Origin of the sequence: Rhizobium sp. FKY42, assembly GCF_005222835.1 — a bacterium.
In the GTDB taxonomy this organism is placed as follows: Bacteria; Pseudomonadota; Alphaproteobacteria; order Rhizobiales; family Rhizobiaceae; genus Neorhizobium.
This window is the reverse complement of record NZ_STGA01000045.1, coordinates 87,007-102,248: the sequence shown is the minus strand read 5'-3', so window position 1 is coordinate 102,248 and position 15,242 is coordinate 87,007. Positions and strand designations below refer to the sequence as shown.

The window sequence follows — 15,242 nt, the reverse complement described above, 5'->3', positions numbered from 1 at the left end:
AGATGGCACTTCTTTCCAAAGATTCAGACCTGCCAGCCAATATACGTCGCCCCGGATATGATCGGGATAGGCTGAAACCCGGTATCCTTCACATCGGTCTCGGCGCGTTTCATCGGGCTCATCAGGCGGTCTATACGCAGAGAGCCCTTGAGACGCAGTTTGGTGATTGGGGGATCGTTGCCGTAAACCTTCGTTCGCCGGAGCCGGTGGAGGCGCTTGCCGCACAGGATGGGCTCTATTCCATCACAGTGCGGAGCGAGGCAGGAGACAGTTCAGAAGTTCTGGGAGCAACGGTCGACTGGATCTGCGCTGCAAAGGACGGACAACGCGTCCTCGATTATCTGGCTGATCCGGTCATCAGGATCGTAACGATGACCGTCTCGGAAAAAGCCTATGGGCTGCATCCGGTGACTGGCGGACTTGATCATGACCACGCAGCCGTGGCGCACGACATGCAAAATCCGCATCAGCCGAGTGGTGTTCTAGGCTTCATCGTCGAAGGTCTGGCACTCCGCCATGCCGCAGGGTTGAAGCCGTTCACGGTTCTCTGCTGCGATAATCTTCCCTCCAACGGCAGGGTCATTCAGCGACTGGTGTCGGAAATGGCCCGTTTCCGAGATACCGGTTTGGCAGACTGGATTGAACGGGAAGGCGCTTTTCCGTGCTCAATGGTGGATCGCATCGTTCCTGCCGCAACAGAAGAAACCCGCCAGCGTGCCGCCTCTCTTCTCGGCGTGGATGATCGACTGGCACTCGATACGGAACCGTTCCTGCAATGGGTGATCGAAGACAGGTTCGTTGATGGGCGTCCTACCTGGGAAGCGGGAGGGGCGATTTTCGCCGAAAACGTTGAGCCCTATGAAAAGATGAAGCTCCGCCTGCTGAACGGTTCGCACACATTGCTCGCGCATCTCGGCATCCTCAACGGTCTGGACTACATTCGCGAGGTCATGGCCGTTCCGGAACTGGCTGCAAAGGCGCGCAGGCACATGGAGGACGTGGTTAGTACGCTTGATCCTGTGCCAGGTATCGATCTTCCGGCCTATATCGATGAGCTTCTCACCCGCTTCGCCAATCCAACGATTGCACATCGCAATAGACAGATCTCGATGGATACGACGCAGAAATTGCCTCAACGTCTGCTGGCTCCTGCTATCGATGCCCTGATGCGGGGAGAAACTGCGGGCGCAACCGCCTACGCTGTCGGCACCTGGATGGCTGCAGTTCGCAAGCGCGGGGACTGCGATGACCCGCGGCGCGCCGAAGTTCTCGCCGCCGCGCATGCCATGGAGCCGAGTGATCCGTCAGCTTCGTTTTTTGCCATCCCAGGGCTTTTTCCCGAGGCGCTGAAGGAAGCGCGGAACTGGCGTGACCAGATCAACGCTTCCATTCGTGAGCATCGGGTTATCTGACGTTCCAGCCTTCGACCAACTGGCGCAGCGTTTCCCGGTCGGCCTCATCCAGGCGAGGCAGGCCGGGAACACGCACGGGACCAACTTTAAGCCCCTGAATTTCCAGCGCTTCTTTTACGACGGTGACGTTAGCGCCATTGCGGAACTTTGTGCGCAGACGCTCGAACAGCTCGATCTTTTCGGCAACCTGTCGTGCCTTTTCGAAATTTCCCTCACTCAATGCCCTGTGAACTTCGAGAGACAATTGCGGTGCGACATTCACGAGGCCGGATGTGAAGCCTCTTGCGCCTACTGCGGCAAAGGCCGGAGCCCAGCTTTCCGCCAGACCGCAGACATAGAGAGCGCCGTTTGCATGGGAGGCGGAAATCGCGCGCGACAACAGCATGAGATCGGTCGTTGCGAATTTAATGCCAGCAATGTTCGGATGATCGGCCAGCCGCTTCATGTCGTCCACGCTGAAGCCATCTGCGCGCACATAAGCAATCAGCGGTAGTTCGCTTCCCTCTGCCAATCCACGGAAATAGTCGATTTGCGATTGCGGAGCGGCAAAGGGGTCAACCGGTTGGTGGGACATGACCGCACTTGCGCCGATCTCCTTTGCACGCCGTGCCATCTGCAAGGCTTCGCGCTGGGAGCGGCCGATTGCAGCGGTGACGGGAGCTTTGCCGTTGACGCCCGCAACTGCAGCGTCCTGAACCTTGTAGATTTCGTCGACCGTCAGAGCGTAGAACTCCCCGGTATTTCCGGCAGCGACAATATTGTGGATGCCCGCATCCGCGACGCGACGATAGACTTCACGAGTGACCTCCGGGTTCACTTCTCCGGCGGAATCATAGGCAGTGACCGGCACACCGGATACGCCGGCGAGGGCCGACTTGATGGCTTGAATGGACATGGGAAACCTTTCGGAGAATTGGGTTCAGATAGGGAAACGGGGAACCGGCACGCCGGTCACATCCACGTCGATTGCGATGACGGTTCCGTGCTCCATTTCGCCATTCACCTCACGCACAAGCGTCGTGACGAAAAGGGTGCGCAGATCCGGACCGCCGAAACACGGCATGGTCGGTCCGCTCAGCGGCAGTTGGTAGAGCTCGACGATCTCACCGTCCGGGCTTATCCGGTTCAGCTTTCCATCCAGAACCCCGGCACTCCAGTAGAAGCCATCCACATCGGTGGCGGCCCCATCCGGACGGCCTTCCGCGTTGGTGAATGTCGTCAGCCGTCTCGCAGGTCCGAGCGAGCCTGTGGCCGGGTCGAAGTCAAAACTTTGCAGGAATTGACCGCTGCTATCGGAATGGAACATCGTTCTTCCATCCGCACTCCATGCCAGGCCGTTGGAGGTGAACAGGCCATCTTCGATGATTGTCTGAAATGTTCCGTCAGGTGCCACCCGGTAGAGACGCCCGTTGCCGGTTGGCGGAATTGCCTCATCCCGTGTCCCTATCCAGAAATGGCCATCCGGACCCACCTTGCCATCGTTCAAGCGGCTATCAGGACGACCATTGTCCGGATTGCAGAACAAGGTCAGCAAGCCTGAGTCCGGGTCCAGCACGTGGACGCCGGTTTGCAATGCCACGATGATTTTGCCGCTTTCGCACAGCGCAAGGCTACCGATCAATGCGGGCATCGGATAATGGCTCAGCCCCCCATCCGCGCGGATACAGTAGACTGCGGGAGCCAGCACATCCACCAGCCACAAATCTCCTGTCCGGTCGTCCCATGTCGGCGACTCCCCGACCCTCAAAGGCGTGTCCATGAGACGGCGCACCTTCGGATGTATCACGCGTGGCGATGGCATCATGTCCTCCAATTGCATTCTTTACCCAAGGCAGGCGACTTCTCCTCCCGCCGTGCCTTGCTGGTCATACGCCCTGGAACATCCGCGCCCGGGCGTTCAATATGTGTGTCTTCATTGCCCCATGGGCTCGCTGTTCATCACGCGCGAAGATGGCCGCAACAATTTCCGCATGCTCATCCTGGACGGCACGAACATGCGCTGGCGTTCTCTTCAGGCTGAGTGAACGGGTAACCGACATGCCGATAGCGATATGCGGCTTGAACCATTCCCTAACCAGAGTGTGGAACTGGTTGCCCGTCGCAAGGGCAATGGCATCGTGCAAGGCTTGGTCCTCCTTGGCGCCCAGATCTCCACGCTGAAGACAGGCTTCTAGTTCATCGAAACGAGATTCGATCAGGGATTTGTCCTGCATTTGCCAGTTCTTCGCCGCCAGGGAGGCGGCTTCCGCTTCCAGCCCAGCGCGAAATTCGAAGAACCGCTGAACATCAGCCAAGGAACCGACCGGCACCTCCGTTAGAACAGACTGATCCGGCCTCTGGCGAACATAAGAACCCGAACCCTTGCGAGACACGATCAACTGGTCCGCGCGGAGTTTTTCCAGAGCCTCGCGGACGACGGGGCGCGACGCGCCCAGCATTGTCGAGAGGTTGGTCTCCGAGGGAAGTCGTTCGTTGACAGGGAAGCGACCATCAGCAATCATTCCCACGATCTTCTCATAGATGATGTCGCTGAATCGCGGATCCTGTTTCTGGCTCGCAATGAGCTCGGGTTTGTTCATTAGCGCCCCTTTTCTTTTCGCCAGGCGGCGAATTCTTTTTCAGCTTCCGGGCTTGGTGGATAGATGCCGAAAATCGATCGACCTGCGCGCACCTGTTCTTCGACGAAGTCCTCGAAAACCGTCTGTTCGAAGGCTTCGTTTGCCACGTCCTCGGCGATATCGGAAGGGATAACGACAACGCCTTCGTTGTCGCCGACCAGGATGTCTCCCGGGTAAACTGCCACATCACCGCAGCCGATGGGCTGATTGATGTCCAAGGCATGGTGGCGGATCAGGTTGGTCGGCGCTGATGGAGCAGCGTGATAGGCGGGGAAGGGGAGTTCGGCGATATCTGGCGTATCCCGGAACCCTCCGTCGGTCACGACGCCTGCAACTCCACGCTTCCAGAGACGCGTCACTAGAATGCTGCCGGCAGATGCAGCGCTTGGATCCTTGCGGCTGTCCATGACCAGAACGGCCCCTTCCGGGCACTCTTCCACAGCGCGACGCTGCGGATGACCGCGGTCTGCAAAAACACCAAGATGATCAAGATCTTCGCGGGCGGGAATATAACGCAAGGTATATGCTGGCCCCACCATGCGCGGTGCATCATGGTTGATCTTGTGAATGCCGGCGATGAAGACATTTCGAAAACCGCGTTTCAGCATGACAGTCGTCAAGGTTGCGGTCGAAACCGCTTTCAATTTGTCGCGCGCCGCTTCGCTGACTGCCATTTCGTCGTCTCCCTTTGAAACCCCTCGGCGAACCCACTGGGCTCGCAATATCGCGGCAGATTTATAAAAGCTGTAAAAATCTGTCAATACTTGTAATCATCTGAAAACGTGCATATGGTTCGACCGCTGGCCTGGAGGGGCCGCATCGGTGCCGCGAGGAGTCGGCGGTACGGATGCCATTCAGTTTCTGGAGGAGAAGACGATGGGTGACGGGGATAACAAGATGCCGGGCGTTTCACGCCGTACGGTTCTGGCAGGCATCGGGGCGGCGGCTGCCATGTCGCTTGCGCCACGGGGTGCTTCGGCTGCGACTGGCAAAGAGGCGCCTCAGCTTGCGGCGATGGTAAAAGACGGGAAGCTTCCGCCGCTTGCCGAGCGTATTCCGCCGAAGCCGATGGTGGTGAAGCCGTTTGAGAAAATTGGTTCCTATGGTGGCTCTCTGCGCCGTGGCCTGCGTGGCTCGTCCGACCATAACGGCATTTTGCGCATGGTCGGCAACCAGGGTCTGGTGCGCTGGAACATGGACTTCACCGAGGTTCTGCCCAACCTTGCAGAAAAATGGGAAGTCAGCGCCGATGCGACAGAGTTCACCTTCCATCTGTTGCAGGGTGTAAAGTGGTCTGACGGCAATCCGTTCACTGCCGATGACGTTGTTTTCGCTATCGAAGATTGCGTCAAGAACAAGGAGCTTTACAGTGCTACTCCGGCACAGCTTTCTGTGGCAGGCAAAGCGGTCGAAGTCACGAAGGTCAACGACTACACGGTCAAGTTCAAGTTCGCCGGACCGAATGCGCTCTATCTTGAAAACCTTGCCACGCCGCTTGGGCAGCACCCGACGCTGTTTGCAAAGCACTATTGCAGCAAGTTCCTGCCCAAGTACAATCCGAAGCTGGCCGATGATGTGAAGGCTGCGGGCGTTAACAGCTGGCCCGAACTCTTCCGTGCAAAGTGCGGCGATATCGAAATCCCGTCTCGCTGGGGCAATGTCGAAAAGCCGACCCTCGACCCTTGGGTTGTCAAGGAAGCCTATTCCGGCGGTGCAACACGCGTGCTGATGACGCGTAACCCTTACTTCTGGCAGGTCGATACCGAAGGTAACCAACTGCCTTACATCGATGAAATCAACTTCGGCATCAGCCAGGATGTTGAATCACTGATGTTGAACGTCATCTCCGGCAAGATTGATATCCAAGAGCGCCATGTCAGCGTTCTCGCCAACAAGCCGACGCTTTCCGAGAATATGAAGAAGGGCGATTATCGCCTGCTGACGCTGGTGCCATCGGCTGCCCAACAGTGCCAGATTTATCTGAACATGACGCACAAAGATCCGGCAATGCGCAAGATGTTTGCCGACAAGTCGTTCCGTCAGGCTCTGTCTCTCGGCATGAACCGCCAGGAAATCATCGATATCGTCTACTTCGGCCAGAGCGAGCCCTATCAGACGGGGCCGCGTCCGGGTCATCCATGGCATCATCAAAAGCTGGGCAAGCAGTTTACCGAATTCGATGCGGCCAAGGCGAATGAGCTTCTGGACAAGGCGGGCTACAGCAAGAAAAATGCAAATGGCATCCGTTTGCGGCCAGATGGTCAGCCTGTCTTCTTTGCCATCGACGTGATCCCAACGCTTTATCCGGATCTGGTTGATGTGCTCGAACTGGTGAAGACGCAATGGGCTGGTATCGGTGTCGACATCAAGGTCAATACGATCGAGCGCGCACTCTACTACACACGCGGCGACGACAATGCGCATGATGCGGCGGTGTGGCCGGGGCCGGGCGGTCTGGACCCGATGCTCGATCCTCGCGACTTCTTCGCGTTCCACCCGCAGGGCTCCCGTTATGCCATTCCGTGGACGCTTTGGTATACGTCCAACGGTACGAAAGGCGAAGAGCCGCCGGAAAGCCAGAAGAAGCGCTTCAAGCTGTTTGACGAAGCGCGTTCCACAGCGGACCTGCAAAAGCGCGGCGCGATCATGAAGCAGCTCTTCGACATCACGGCTGAAGAGTTCGAAACGATCGGCGTATGCCTTGCGGTTGGCGGCTTCGGCGTCATTCGCAACAACCTGCGCAACGTCCCGGAAAAGCAGCCTGACAGCTGGTCCTGGCCGAACCCGGGCCCTGCGTTGCCGCAGCAATTCACCTTCAATACCTGATCACCAGAGCTGGCGCCGCCTTGTTGAGGGCGGCGCTCCATCCCACGAAGTTTCCCGGACGACAGCCAAGGTTTGGCGTTGGCGTCCGACGGACCTTGCTCATGAGTGCCTGCCATGCTGAAATTTATCGGGAAACGGCTGCTCTGGATGATACCATCCCTGTTCGCAGTCAGCTTTCTAGCCTTCGTGCTCATTCAGTTGCCACCGGGCGACTATGTCACAACCTATATCGCGACCCTTGCCGCCTCCAACGAAGTCGTCGACCAGAACACGGCCACGCAGCTGCGTGAACGTTTCGGCCTCGATGACCCCTTGCTGGTCCAGTATGGCAAGTGGATGTGGGGCATCTTGAGCAGCGGCGATTTCGGCATCTCCTTCGAATGGCAGCAGCCGGTGTCCGGCCTGATCTGGGAGCGCATGGCGCTCACTCTCGTTCTGGCCATCGCAAGCCTGTTGGCAACGTGGGCAATCGCCCTGCCCATCGGAGTGTACTCAGCCGTCAAGAAATACTCGATTGGTGACTACGCCTTCACGGCCTTCAGCTTCTTCGGTCTCTCCGTTCCTTCCTTCCTGCTGGCGCTCGTACTGATGTACGTTGCCGCGGTCGAATTCGGGGCCGATGTTGGCGGCCTGTTCTCGCAGGAATATGAAACGGCGCCCTGGAGCATCGCCAAGATGGTGGACCTCATGACGCACATCTGGTTGCCGGTGACCATTCTTGCTGTCTCGTCCACGGCCAGCCTCATCCGCGTCATGCGCGCCAACATGCTGGACGAACTGCCGAAGCCCTATGTCACGACCGCCCGCGCCAAGGGGCTTTCGGAGTTCCGTCTTTTGACGAAGTACCCGATGCGCATCGCGCTCAACCCCTTCATCTCGACGATTGCCTGGCTGTTGCCGAACCTGATTTCCGGATCGGTGGTGGTTGCCATCGTCCTGAACCTGCCGACGGCAGCGCCGCTTCTGCTTCAGGCGCTGATGGCGCAGGACATGTATCTTGCCGGTGCGTTCGTACTTCTCATCTGCGCTCTCACCCTCATCGGATCCCTGATCAGCGATATCCTGCTGGCCATGGTCGATCCGCGTATCCGTCTCGAATAGGAGGGCGACCATGGTTGATGCTGCTATCACCAACATCCAGCCGGACCGCGCCGCCGTTGCTTCGCAGTGGCAGCTTATCTGGTGGGCATTCAAGCGCCACAAACTTGCGATGATTTCGCTCTGGATCACGGTTGCCATGTATATCGTGGCGCTTGTTCCCGGTTTCTTCGCGATCAATGATCCTGTTGCACAGAATGCTCGGGCTACGTTTTCGCCGCCGCAGCGGATTCATCTGTTCGATACATCGAACGGCTTTTCCATCGGGCCTTATTTCCACCCCATGAAGCTGACGCGCGATCCGCAGACGCTGGCTGCAATCTTCGTTGAGGACACGACGAAGAAAGTGCCGATCCAGTTCTTCGGTCGTGGATACGAATACTCCGTGCTCGGCCTGTTCAACAGCAATGTCCACCTGCTGGCGTCAAGCGATCCATCCCGCCCGCTCTTTCTGTTCGGCGCCGATCGTCTGGGTCGCGATGTCTACAGCCGCGTCGTTCAGGGTGCGCAGATCTCGCTCTCGATCGGTTTGGTCGGGGTGTTCATCTCGCTGATGCTCGGGATCATTCTCGGCGGTATTTCGGGATATTACGGTGGGCGTATCGATTTCTTCATGCAGCGGGTCATCGATTTCGTCCTTTCGCTACCGACGATCCCGATCTGGCTTGCCATGGCCGCCGCCCTGCCACAGGGCTGGCCCGCCACAATGCAATACATGATGATCACCATTATCCTGTCGCTTACCGGCTGGGCGCAGCTTGCCCGCGTCGTTCGTGGCCGCTTCCTGTCACTAAGAACGGAAGAATTCGTGGCCGCCGCCCGTCTTGATGGTGTCTCAGAAGGTCGAATTATCTTCCGCCACATGCTGCCGAGCTTCTCCAGCCATATCATTGCGTCGGTTACGCTTGCGGTTCCGGCAATGATTCTTGCCGAGACATCTCTTTCGTTCCTCGGCCTCGGCCTTCAGCCGCCGACGATCTCCTGGGGTGTGCTTCTACGTGAGGCTCAGAACATTCGCTCGATTGCGACTGCTCCTTGGCTGTTCATGCCCGGAGCTGCCGTTGTCGTCGCCGTCATGGCTCTCAACCTTCTGGGTGACGGTCTGCGCGATGCAGCCGATCCCTACAACAAGTGAGGGCGAACGATGTCTGATGTTCTCTCCATGCCCGCCCGCAAGCCGCTTTTGGAAGTTCGCAACCTCGTGACGGAATTCCCGCTGCGAACCGGTGTATTCCGCGCCGTCAACGATTTGTCTTTCTCGATCGAAGCGGGAAAGACTCTTTGCGTGGTCGGCGAAAGTGGATCCGGCAAATCGGTGACCGCCCGTTCGATCCTGCAGATTGTCGACGCGCCCGGTCAAATCGCCTCCGGCTCCATCATGCTGAACACAGCAGATGGCGTCTCGATCGATCTGGCAAAACTGCATCCGCGCAGCAAGGCGATCCGTGCCGTGCGCGGACGTGACATTGCAATGATCTTCCAGGAGCCGATGTCCTCGCTATCGCCGGTGCATACCGTGGGCGACCAGATCACGGAAGCCATCCGTCTTCACATGAAGATGACCAAGGACGAGGCCCGCGCCGAGGCGATCAATCTGTTGCGGCAGGTGGAAATTCCAAACCCGGAACTGGCAATCGACCGTTACGCATTCCAGTATTCCGGCGGCATGCGTCAGCGCGCCATGATTGCCATGGCGCTGGCCTGCCGTCCAAAGCTCTTGATTGCCGATGAACCGACGACGGCGCTCGATGTGACGACGCAGGCTGAAATCCTTGACCTCATCGCCCGTCTGCAAAAGCAGAGCGGCATGGCGGTACTGTTCATCACGCACGACATGGGCGTGGTGGCGCAGATTGCCGATGACGTGCTGGTCATGCATCACGGTGTCGCCAAGGAGTATGGAACGGTCGAGCAGATTTTCCATTCGCCACAGGATACCTACACGAAGATGCTGATCGGCTCTGTGCTGAAGCTGGAGCAAAAGGCGGAAATCCGGCTTGCCCGACCGCCGCTGGACCAGACTGCGCCACCCATTCTAGAGGTGCGCAATCTTTCGCAGCAATTTGGTACCGTGAAAGCGCTTGATAACGTTTCCATATCACTGCTGCCCGGCGAAACTCTCGGTATCGTTGGCGAAAGTGGTTCCGGCAAGACGACCATGGGCCGCGCCATCATGCGGCTCTACGACCCGTCGGCCGGGGAGATGCTCTACCGCAAGGCCGATGGTTCCGTGGTTGATCTCGCGAAGATTGAGGGCGAGGAACTGAAAAAGGCCCGGCGCGAGTTGCGCATGGTGTTTCAGGATCCTTTCGGCTCCCTGAACCCACGCATGACGGTCGCCCAGGTCATTGGTGAGCCGCTCCTCGTCAATGGCATCGCCAGGGGCCGCGAACTGGACGATCGGGTCAGCCACCTCATGGAGCAGGTTGGGCTCGATCCTCGTGGTCGTGAACGCTATCCGCATGCCTTTTCCGGTGGTCAGCGCCAGCGTATCGGGATTGCCCGCGCCATCACGTTGAACCCGCGCATCATCGTGGCCGATGAGGCGACGTCGGCGCTCGACGTATCCGTTCGTTTCCAGGTGCTCGACCTGTTGATGAAACTGCAGGACCAGTTGGGGCTCGCCTACATCTTCATCAGCCATGATATCGGCGTCATCCGCTACATGTGCGACCGCGTTGGCGTCATGTATCGCGGCAAGATCGTCGAGGTGGGCGAGGCTGAAAAGGTCTGTAATGCGCCTGATCATCCGTATACGCAGGCGCTTCTCTCCGCCATTCCCCGTCCAGATCCACGCGACCGCGATCGTTCGCGCCGCTTCCGCTACGTCGAACCCGCACCGGTCAAAAACGGCAGCGCGGGGCGATAACCACCCAATTGCATGAGGCATGACCATGAAAATTGATCGCATGCGCGTCTTCGTGACGCGCGACAAGGACCGTCCACGCGTTATCGTTGCGCTGGACACTGATGATGGACTGACCGGCTGGGGCGAGTGCTACAACCACGGCCCGGACCTCGCCCTTCCGCCGCTGCTGGATTACCTCTATGGCTTCATCGCCGGGCAGGATCCGACGCGCGTGGAGTATCTCGTCAACCTGCTGATCCAGCAAAGCCGCTTCCCCCCCGGTGCGCTTGGGCTTTCTGCAATTTCAGCGATTGACCATTGCTTGTGGGATCTGGCGGCCAAAGCCGTAAATGTGCCGGTCTACAAGCTCTTGGGTGGGGCAGTGCGGGACAAGATCCGCGTTTACGCGGGTGTCTATACGGCACCGGATGCGCCCGCTGCCAAGGAAGAGCTGGACCGCCTGAACGAAGGCTGGGGCTTTACCGCCTTCAAACTCAGCCCTTGGCGGATCGATCTGCATGCCAATCGCTGGGGTGAGGTCGTTCGCGCTTCGGCGGAGTATTTCCGCTCTCTGCGCGAGACCATTTGCTCCGACTACGAAATCGCCTTCGATGCCCATGCCAAGATCTTTGAACCTGCGGCGGCGCGTCAGCTCGGCAATGCGCTTGCTCCCTATGATCCCTTGTTCTTCGAAGAACCTTTGCGCCCTGAGAATATCGAGGCGTGGGGCGATCTGAAGCAGGGCCTCAACTGCACGCTTGCCACGGGTGAAAGTCTCTACAGCCGCTTTGAATTTCTGCGCCTCTTGCAGGTCAAGGGTGCAGACTGGATCCAGCCGGATATCTGCGTCGTCGGCGGCATTACGGAAATGCGCAAGATCGCGGTCCTAGCCGAGGCGCACTTCGTCAGTATGGCACCGCATAATCCCATGGGTCCGCTTGCCACGGCGGTGAACGTGCATTTCGCGGCAGCCACCCAGAACTTCCGTATCCTTGAATATCGCCTGCCGCGCGGCCAGTGCTACGTCTACGGCGGGACCGATGTCGAGACGCGTGAAGACGAAACGCGTTACGTTGTCGATCCGTATCTGCCGAAGGATGGATATCTGGAACTGCGTCCGGATCGTCCCGGTTGGGGTGTCGAAATGGATGAAAAGGCCATGCAGGAAGATGGCTACGTGCATTGGCAGCGCCGAGTGCCCAAGCGGCCCGATGGTTCCTATGCCTTCGCTTGAGATGATCGGCATCACGCACGGGCCATTTTCGGCCCGTGTCATTCCTGCTTGGGGCGGGCGGGTTGCCAGTCTTCGCCATGCGGAGGCGGGTGATATTCTGTTGCCGATCACGGCATCGGAATTCGATCCTTCGAACTGGCCGAAAGCTGGTGGTTATCCACTCTTTCCGTTTCATAATCGTATCAGGCAAGCCGCGTTCTATCATGACGGTGTGCGACATCAGTTGCGGCCGCATCCTGCGCTTGATGGGGATGTGATGCACGGACCTGCGCATCAACGGGCATGGAAGGTCATTTCGTCCTACGGTGCGTCCGTTTCCTTGCGTCTGGATTATGAAGCCGATGCCGACTGGCCTTTTTCCTTCGTCGCGCAACAACAGATTGACCTCGATGAGCATGGCCTGGCGGTGCACCTGAAGCTTGTTAATCGTTCTGACGATCCCATGCCCGGATGTTTCGGTTGGCATCCTTATCTTGCTGCGGATCTATCCGCATCCGCCCGCACAGATGCCCGGAATGCCTATGTCCTGGATGTGCAGAACCTGCCGACACCGGCCGAGCCTCTTGCTCGTCAATCGGAAGAAATTCCCGCTGAGGTTGGCTACACACTGCATTTTCGCGACTGGACAGAGGCATCCTACTCTCCGAAGAGGGGATGGGACGTGGCCGTGACTGCAGATCCTGTCTTCAAGCACATCGCCGTCCACCGCACAGAAGGCTATTTATGCCTTGAACCGGTGAGCGCGGCAGCGGGCGTCTTGAATCTGGACCAGGACCAGCGGCAGGCAAGAGATTTGACCGTTTTGAAACCGAGCGAAGCGATTGCCGGATCGGTTCGCGTGTCTGTTCTGTCAACCGGATGAGACTGTCGTGTGTCTGCCTCTGCCTTTTGCGCGGGGTTCATCAACGCCGTTTGACAGAAACTGGATCTGCTCCTTCGCCACGATATCCCGAAGAAAGGCGATGATTGCCCGAATGCGGCTGGATTGCACCAGATCCTGATGGCAGACGAGCCAGTAATGCCGGTCCAGTTTCACGTCGCTCAGAACTTGCTGAAGTTCTGGATACTGTCGTGCAATGAAGAATGGTAGAACGCAAACGCCCAATCCGTTTCGCGTTGCGGTCAATTGCGCGAAGATGCTGGAGCTTTGCAGGCTTGGCTGGATCCGAGGATGGATGTCGCCAAGATAGTCCAGCCCTGGCGCAAATATCATATCCTGGATATAGCCGATGAACTGATGGTTCAGCAAATCTTCGCGGCTTTCAGGCGTGCCGCGACGATTGAGATAGCTCTGGCTTGCATAGATTTGCAAAGCGTAGTCCGTCAGTTTTTCAACATGATACGGACCTGCTTTCGGTGGATCGAGTACAACGGCAAGATCGGCCTCCTTGCGCGAGAGCGCCATGATCTGCTGGATCGTGACGAGTTCCAGTGCCAGATTGGGATAACGCGCTGAAAGTTCTCCAAAACGCGCCGCGAGAAAGAAGTTCGAGAAGCCCTCTGGTGCGGAAATCCGAACAACACCTTGCTGGGCCGGACCCTGACCGGCAAGTTCCGCCTCCAGCCGTTCCGTTTCCTGCTCCACTTTCTCCGCAGTTTCCACGAATCGCTGCCCAATTGGTGTCAGCACATAGCCGCGCGGGTTCCGCTCGAAGAGCTTGACCTTCAGCGTAAACTCCAGCCGATCGATGCGACGTGAGACGGTAGCATGACTTGTTCTCAGCTTTCTTGCCGCCGTCGACAGCTGGCCTGAGCGGGCTACTGCGAGGAAGAATTGCAGATCATCCCAGGTAAAATGCGTCTTTGACATCCAACTCGCTCCCATCTGTTCAATTTTGAACAGATACTGTTTGAAATTAGTTCGCGCAATCGCTTGCACAAGCGGATTTTTAAGAGAAACATAATGATCAAGCTGCGGGCTTTGAGGAGAGCCAGCAGGCTATTTTTGAACAGGCTCATATGAGCGCCACGCAATATCTCTGGGAGGATAACGATATGCGCGGAACTATTTTGGCGTCGGCTGCGGCGCTTCTGGCCAGCACATCCATGGCACTTGCTGCTTCCGTTTCCGACGGAAAAGTGAAGATCGGCATCCTGAACGACCAGTCCGGCGTCTACGCGGACTTTGGCGGGAAAGGTTCAGTTGAAGCGGCGAAAATGGCTGTTGAGGATTTCGGCGGCAAGGTGCTGGACAGCGCAATCGAGATCGTGGACGCCGACCACCAGAACAAGCCGGACATCGCATCCAACATCGCCCGCCAGTGGTTCGACACGAACCAGGTCGATGCCATCATGGAATTGACGACGTCCTCTGTTGCGCTCGCGGTGCAGGCCATTGCCAAGGAAAAGAAGAAGATCGACATCGTTACCGGTGCTGCGACGACAGAACTGACGGGCAAACAGTGCAGCCCCTATGGCTTTCATTGGGCCTACGATACGCATGCTCTGGCTGTCGGCACCGGCGGCGCACTCGTCAAGCAGGGTGGCAAGAAGTGGTTCTTCCTGACCGCCGATTACGCTTTTGGCTATTCGCTTGAAGGCCAGACCAGCGAATTCGTCAAGGCCAATGGCGGTGAGGTGGTGGGCGCGGTCCGCCATCCCCTCAGCAACTCTGATTACTCATCGTTCCTTCTTCAGGCGCAGTCTTCCGGTGCAAACGTCGTTGGCCTTGCCAATGCTGGTGCGGATACGCAGAACGCTATCAAGCAGGCCGCTGAATTCGGCATCACGCAAAGCGGCCAGCGCCTCGCGGCATTGCTCTTCACGCTTGCTGAAGTCAACGGTCTGGGGCTTGAGGCGGCACAAGGGCTGACACTTACCGAAGGCTTCTACTGGGATCGTGATGACGAAAGCCGCAAGTTCGGCGAACGTTACATGAAGCGTACTGGCAAGATGCCGAACATGATTCAGGCGGGCACCTATTCTGCCGTTCTCCAGTATCTGAAGGCTATCCAGAAGGCGGGTACCGACGAGACCGAGGCTGTGGCCAAGCAGTTGCACGAAATGCCGGTTGAAGATGTCTTTGCAGGTAAGGGAACTGTTGGCCCGAATGGCCGCATGATCAAAGACATGTATCTGCTTGAAGTGAAGAAGCCGTCCGAGAGCAAGAAGCCTTGGGATTACTTCAAGGTCCTTGCCACCATTCCTGGCAAGGAAGCCTATATCGACCCGGCCAAGAGCGGCTGCCCCCTCGTAAAATAAACGGG

Annotated in this window: 13 protein-coding genes; 8 read left to right on the top strand and 5 right to left on the bottom strand. The window is 57.9% G+C overall.

From position 1 onward, the window contains the following. The first annotated feature begins 2 nt into the window (after positions 1–2). Positions 3–1,412, top strand: coding sequence for a mannitol dehydrogenase family protein (locus E8M78_RS18245; protein WP_137136403.1), 1,410 nt, complete (start codon positions 3–5; stop codon positions 1,410–1,412). On the opposite strand, the gene E8M78_RS18240 is transcribed toward E8M78_RS18245, so the two are convergent. The 4 genes from E8M78_RS18240 to E8M78_RS18225 all read right to left on the bottom strand — a co-directional run bounded on the left by E8M78_RS18240 (position 1,405) and on the right by E8M78_RS18225 (position 4,704). Further along, entirely contained in the window at positions 1,405–2,307 is a 903-nt protein-coding gene (locus tag E8M78_RS18240) for a dihydrodipicolinate synthase family protein (protein ID WP_137136402.1), read from the bottom strand. The two genes, E8M78_RS18245 and E8M78_RS18240, sit on opposite strands and share 8 nt — an antisense overlap. A 24-nt stretch (positions 2,308–2,331) precedes the next feature. Then, complete coding sequence (locus E8M78_RS18235) at positions 2,332–3,213, bottom strand: SMP-30/gluconolactonase/LRE family protein (RefSeq protein WP_137136401.1); 882 nt, start codon at positions 3,211–3,213, stop codon at positions 2,332–2,334. 64 nt (positions 3,214–3,277) lie between these two features. Next, a complete protein-coding gene (locus E8M78_RS18230) occupies positions 3,278–3,991 on the bottom strand; it encodes a FadR/GntR family transcriptional regulator (RefSeq protein WP_137136400.1) in 714 nt (237 codons plus the stop codon). After that, complete coding sequence (locus E8M78_RS18225) at positions 3,991–4,704, bottom strand: ribonuclease activity regulator RraA (protein ID WP_062556451.1); 714 nt, start codon at positions 4,702–4,704, stop codon at positions 3,991–3,993. The genes E8M78_RS18230 and E8M78_RS18225 overlap by 1 nt, the downstream gene beginning before the upstream one ends. Positions 4,705–4,906: 202 nt before the next feature. Here E8M78_RS18225 and E8M78_RS18220 point away from each other — a divergent pair, with 202 nt between their 5' ends. The 6 genes from E8M78_RS18220 (at position 4,907) to E8M78_RS18195 (ending at position 12,898) form a co-directional block, all read left to right on the top strand. Further along, the gene (locus E8M78_RS18220; RefSeq protein WP_137136437.1) at positions 4,907–6,856 is read left to right on the top strand and encodes an ABC transporter substrate-binding protein; all 1,950 of its coding nucleotides are present in this window, start codon (positions 4,907–4,909) and stop codon (positions 6,854–6,856) included. Between the two features lie 114 nt (positions 6,857–6,970). After that, positions 6,971–7,957, top strand: a complete 987-nt coding sequence (locus tag E8M78_RS18215; RefSeq protein WP_137136399.1) for an ABC transporter permease — start codon at positions 6,971–6,973, stop codon at positions 7,955–7,957. Between the two features lie 10 nt (positions 7,958–7,967). Next, complete coding sequence (locus E8M78_RS18210) at positions 7,968–9,089, top strand: ABC transporter permease (protein WP_137136398.1); 1,122 nt, start codon at positions 7,968–7,970, stop codon at positions 9,087–9,089. Between the two features lie 9 nt (positions 9,090–9,098). Next, positions 9,099–10,823 carry an ABC transporter ATP-binding protein gene (locus E8M78_RS18205; RefSeq protein WP_170973466.1) on the top strand — a complete coding sequence of 575 codons (1,725 nt, stop codon included), beginning with the start codon at positions 9,099–9,101 and terminating at the stop codon, positions 10,821–10,823. Positions 10,824–10,848: 25 nt separating this feature from the next. Further along, positions 10,849–12,036, top strand: coding sequence for a galactarate dehydratase (locus tag E8M78_RS18200; RefSeq protein WP_137136397.1), 1,188 nt, complete (start codon positions 10,849–10,851; stop codon positions 12,034–12,036). Next, on the top strand, positions 12,023–12,898 hold the full coding sequence (locus E8M78_RS18195; RefSeq protein WP_137136396.1) for an aldose 1-epimerase: 876 nt from the start codon (positions 12,023–12,025) through the stop codon (positions 12,896–12,898). Before E8M78_RS18200 ends, E8M78_RS18195 begins: the two co-directional genes overlap by 14 nt. On the opposite strand, the gene E8M78_RS18190 is transcribed toward E8M78_RS18195, so the two are convergent. Beyond that, complete coding sequence (locus E8M78_RS18190) at positions 12,887–13,846, bottom strand: LysR family transcriptional regulator (protein WP_137136395.1); 960 nt, start codon at positions 13,844–13,846, stop codon at positions 12,887–12,889. The genes E8M78_RS18195 and E8M78_RS18190 overlap by 12 nt on opposite strands. A gap of 185 nt (positions 13,847–14,031) precedes the next feature. Between E8M78_RS18190 and E8M78_RS18185 the strand changes: the two genes are divergently transcribed. Next, positions 14,032–15,237, top strand: a complete 1,206-nt coding sequence (locus E8M78_RS18185; protein ID WP_137136394.1) for an ABC transporter substrate-binding protein — start codon at positions 14,032–14,034, stop codon at positions 15,235–15,237. Positions 15,238–15,242 lie beyond the last annotated feature (5 nt).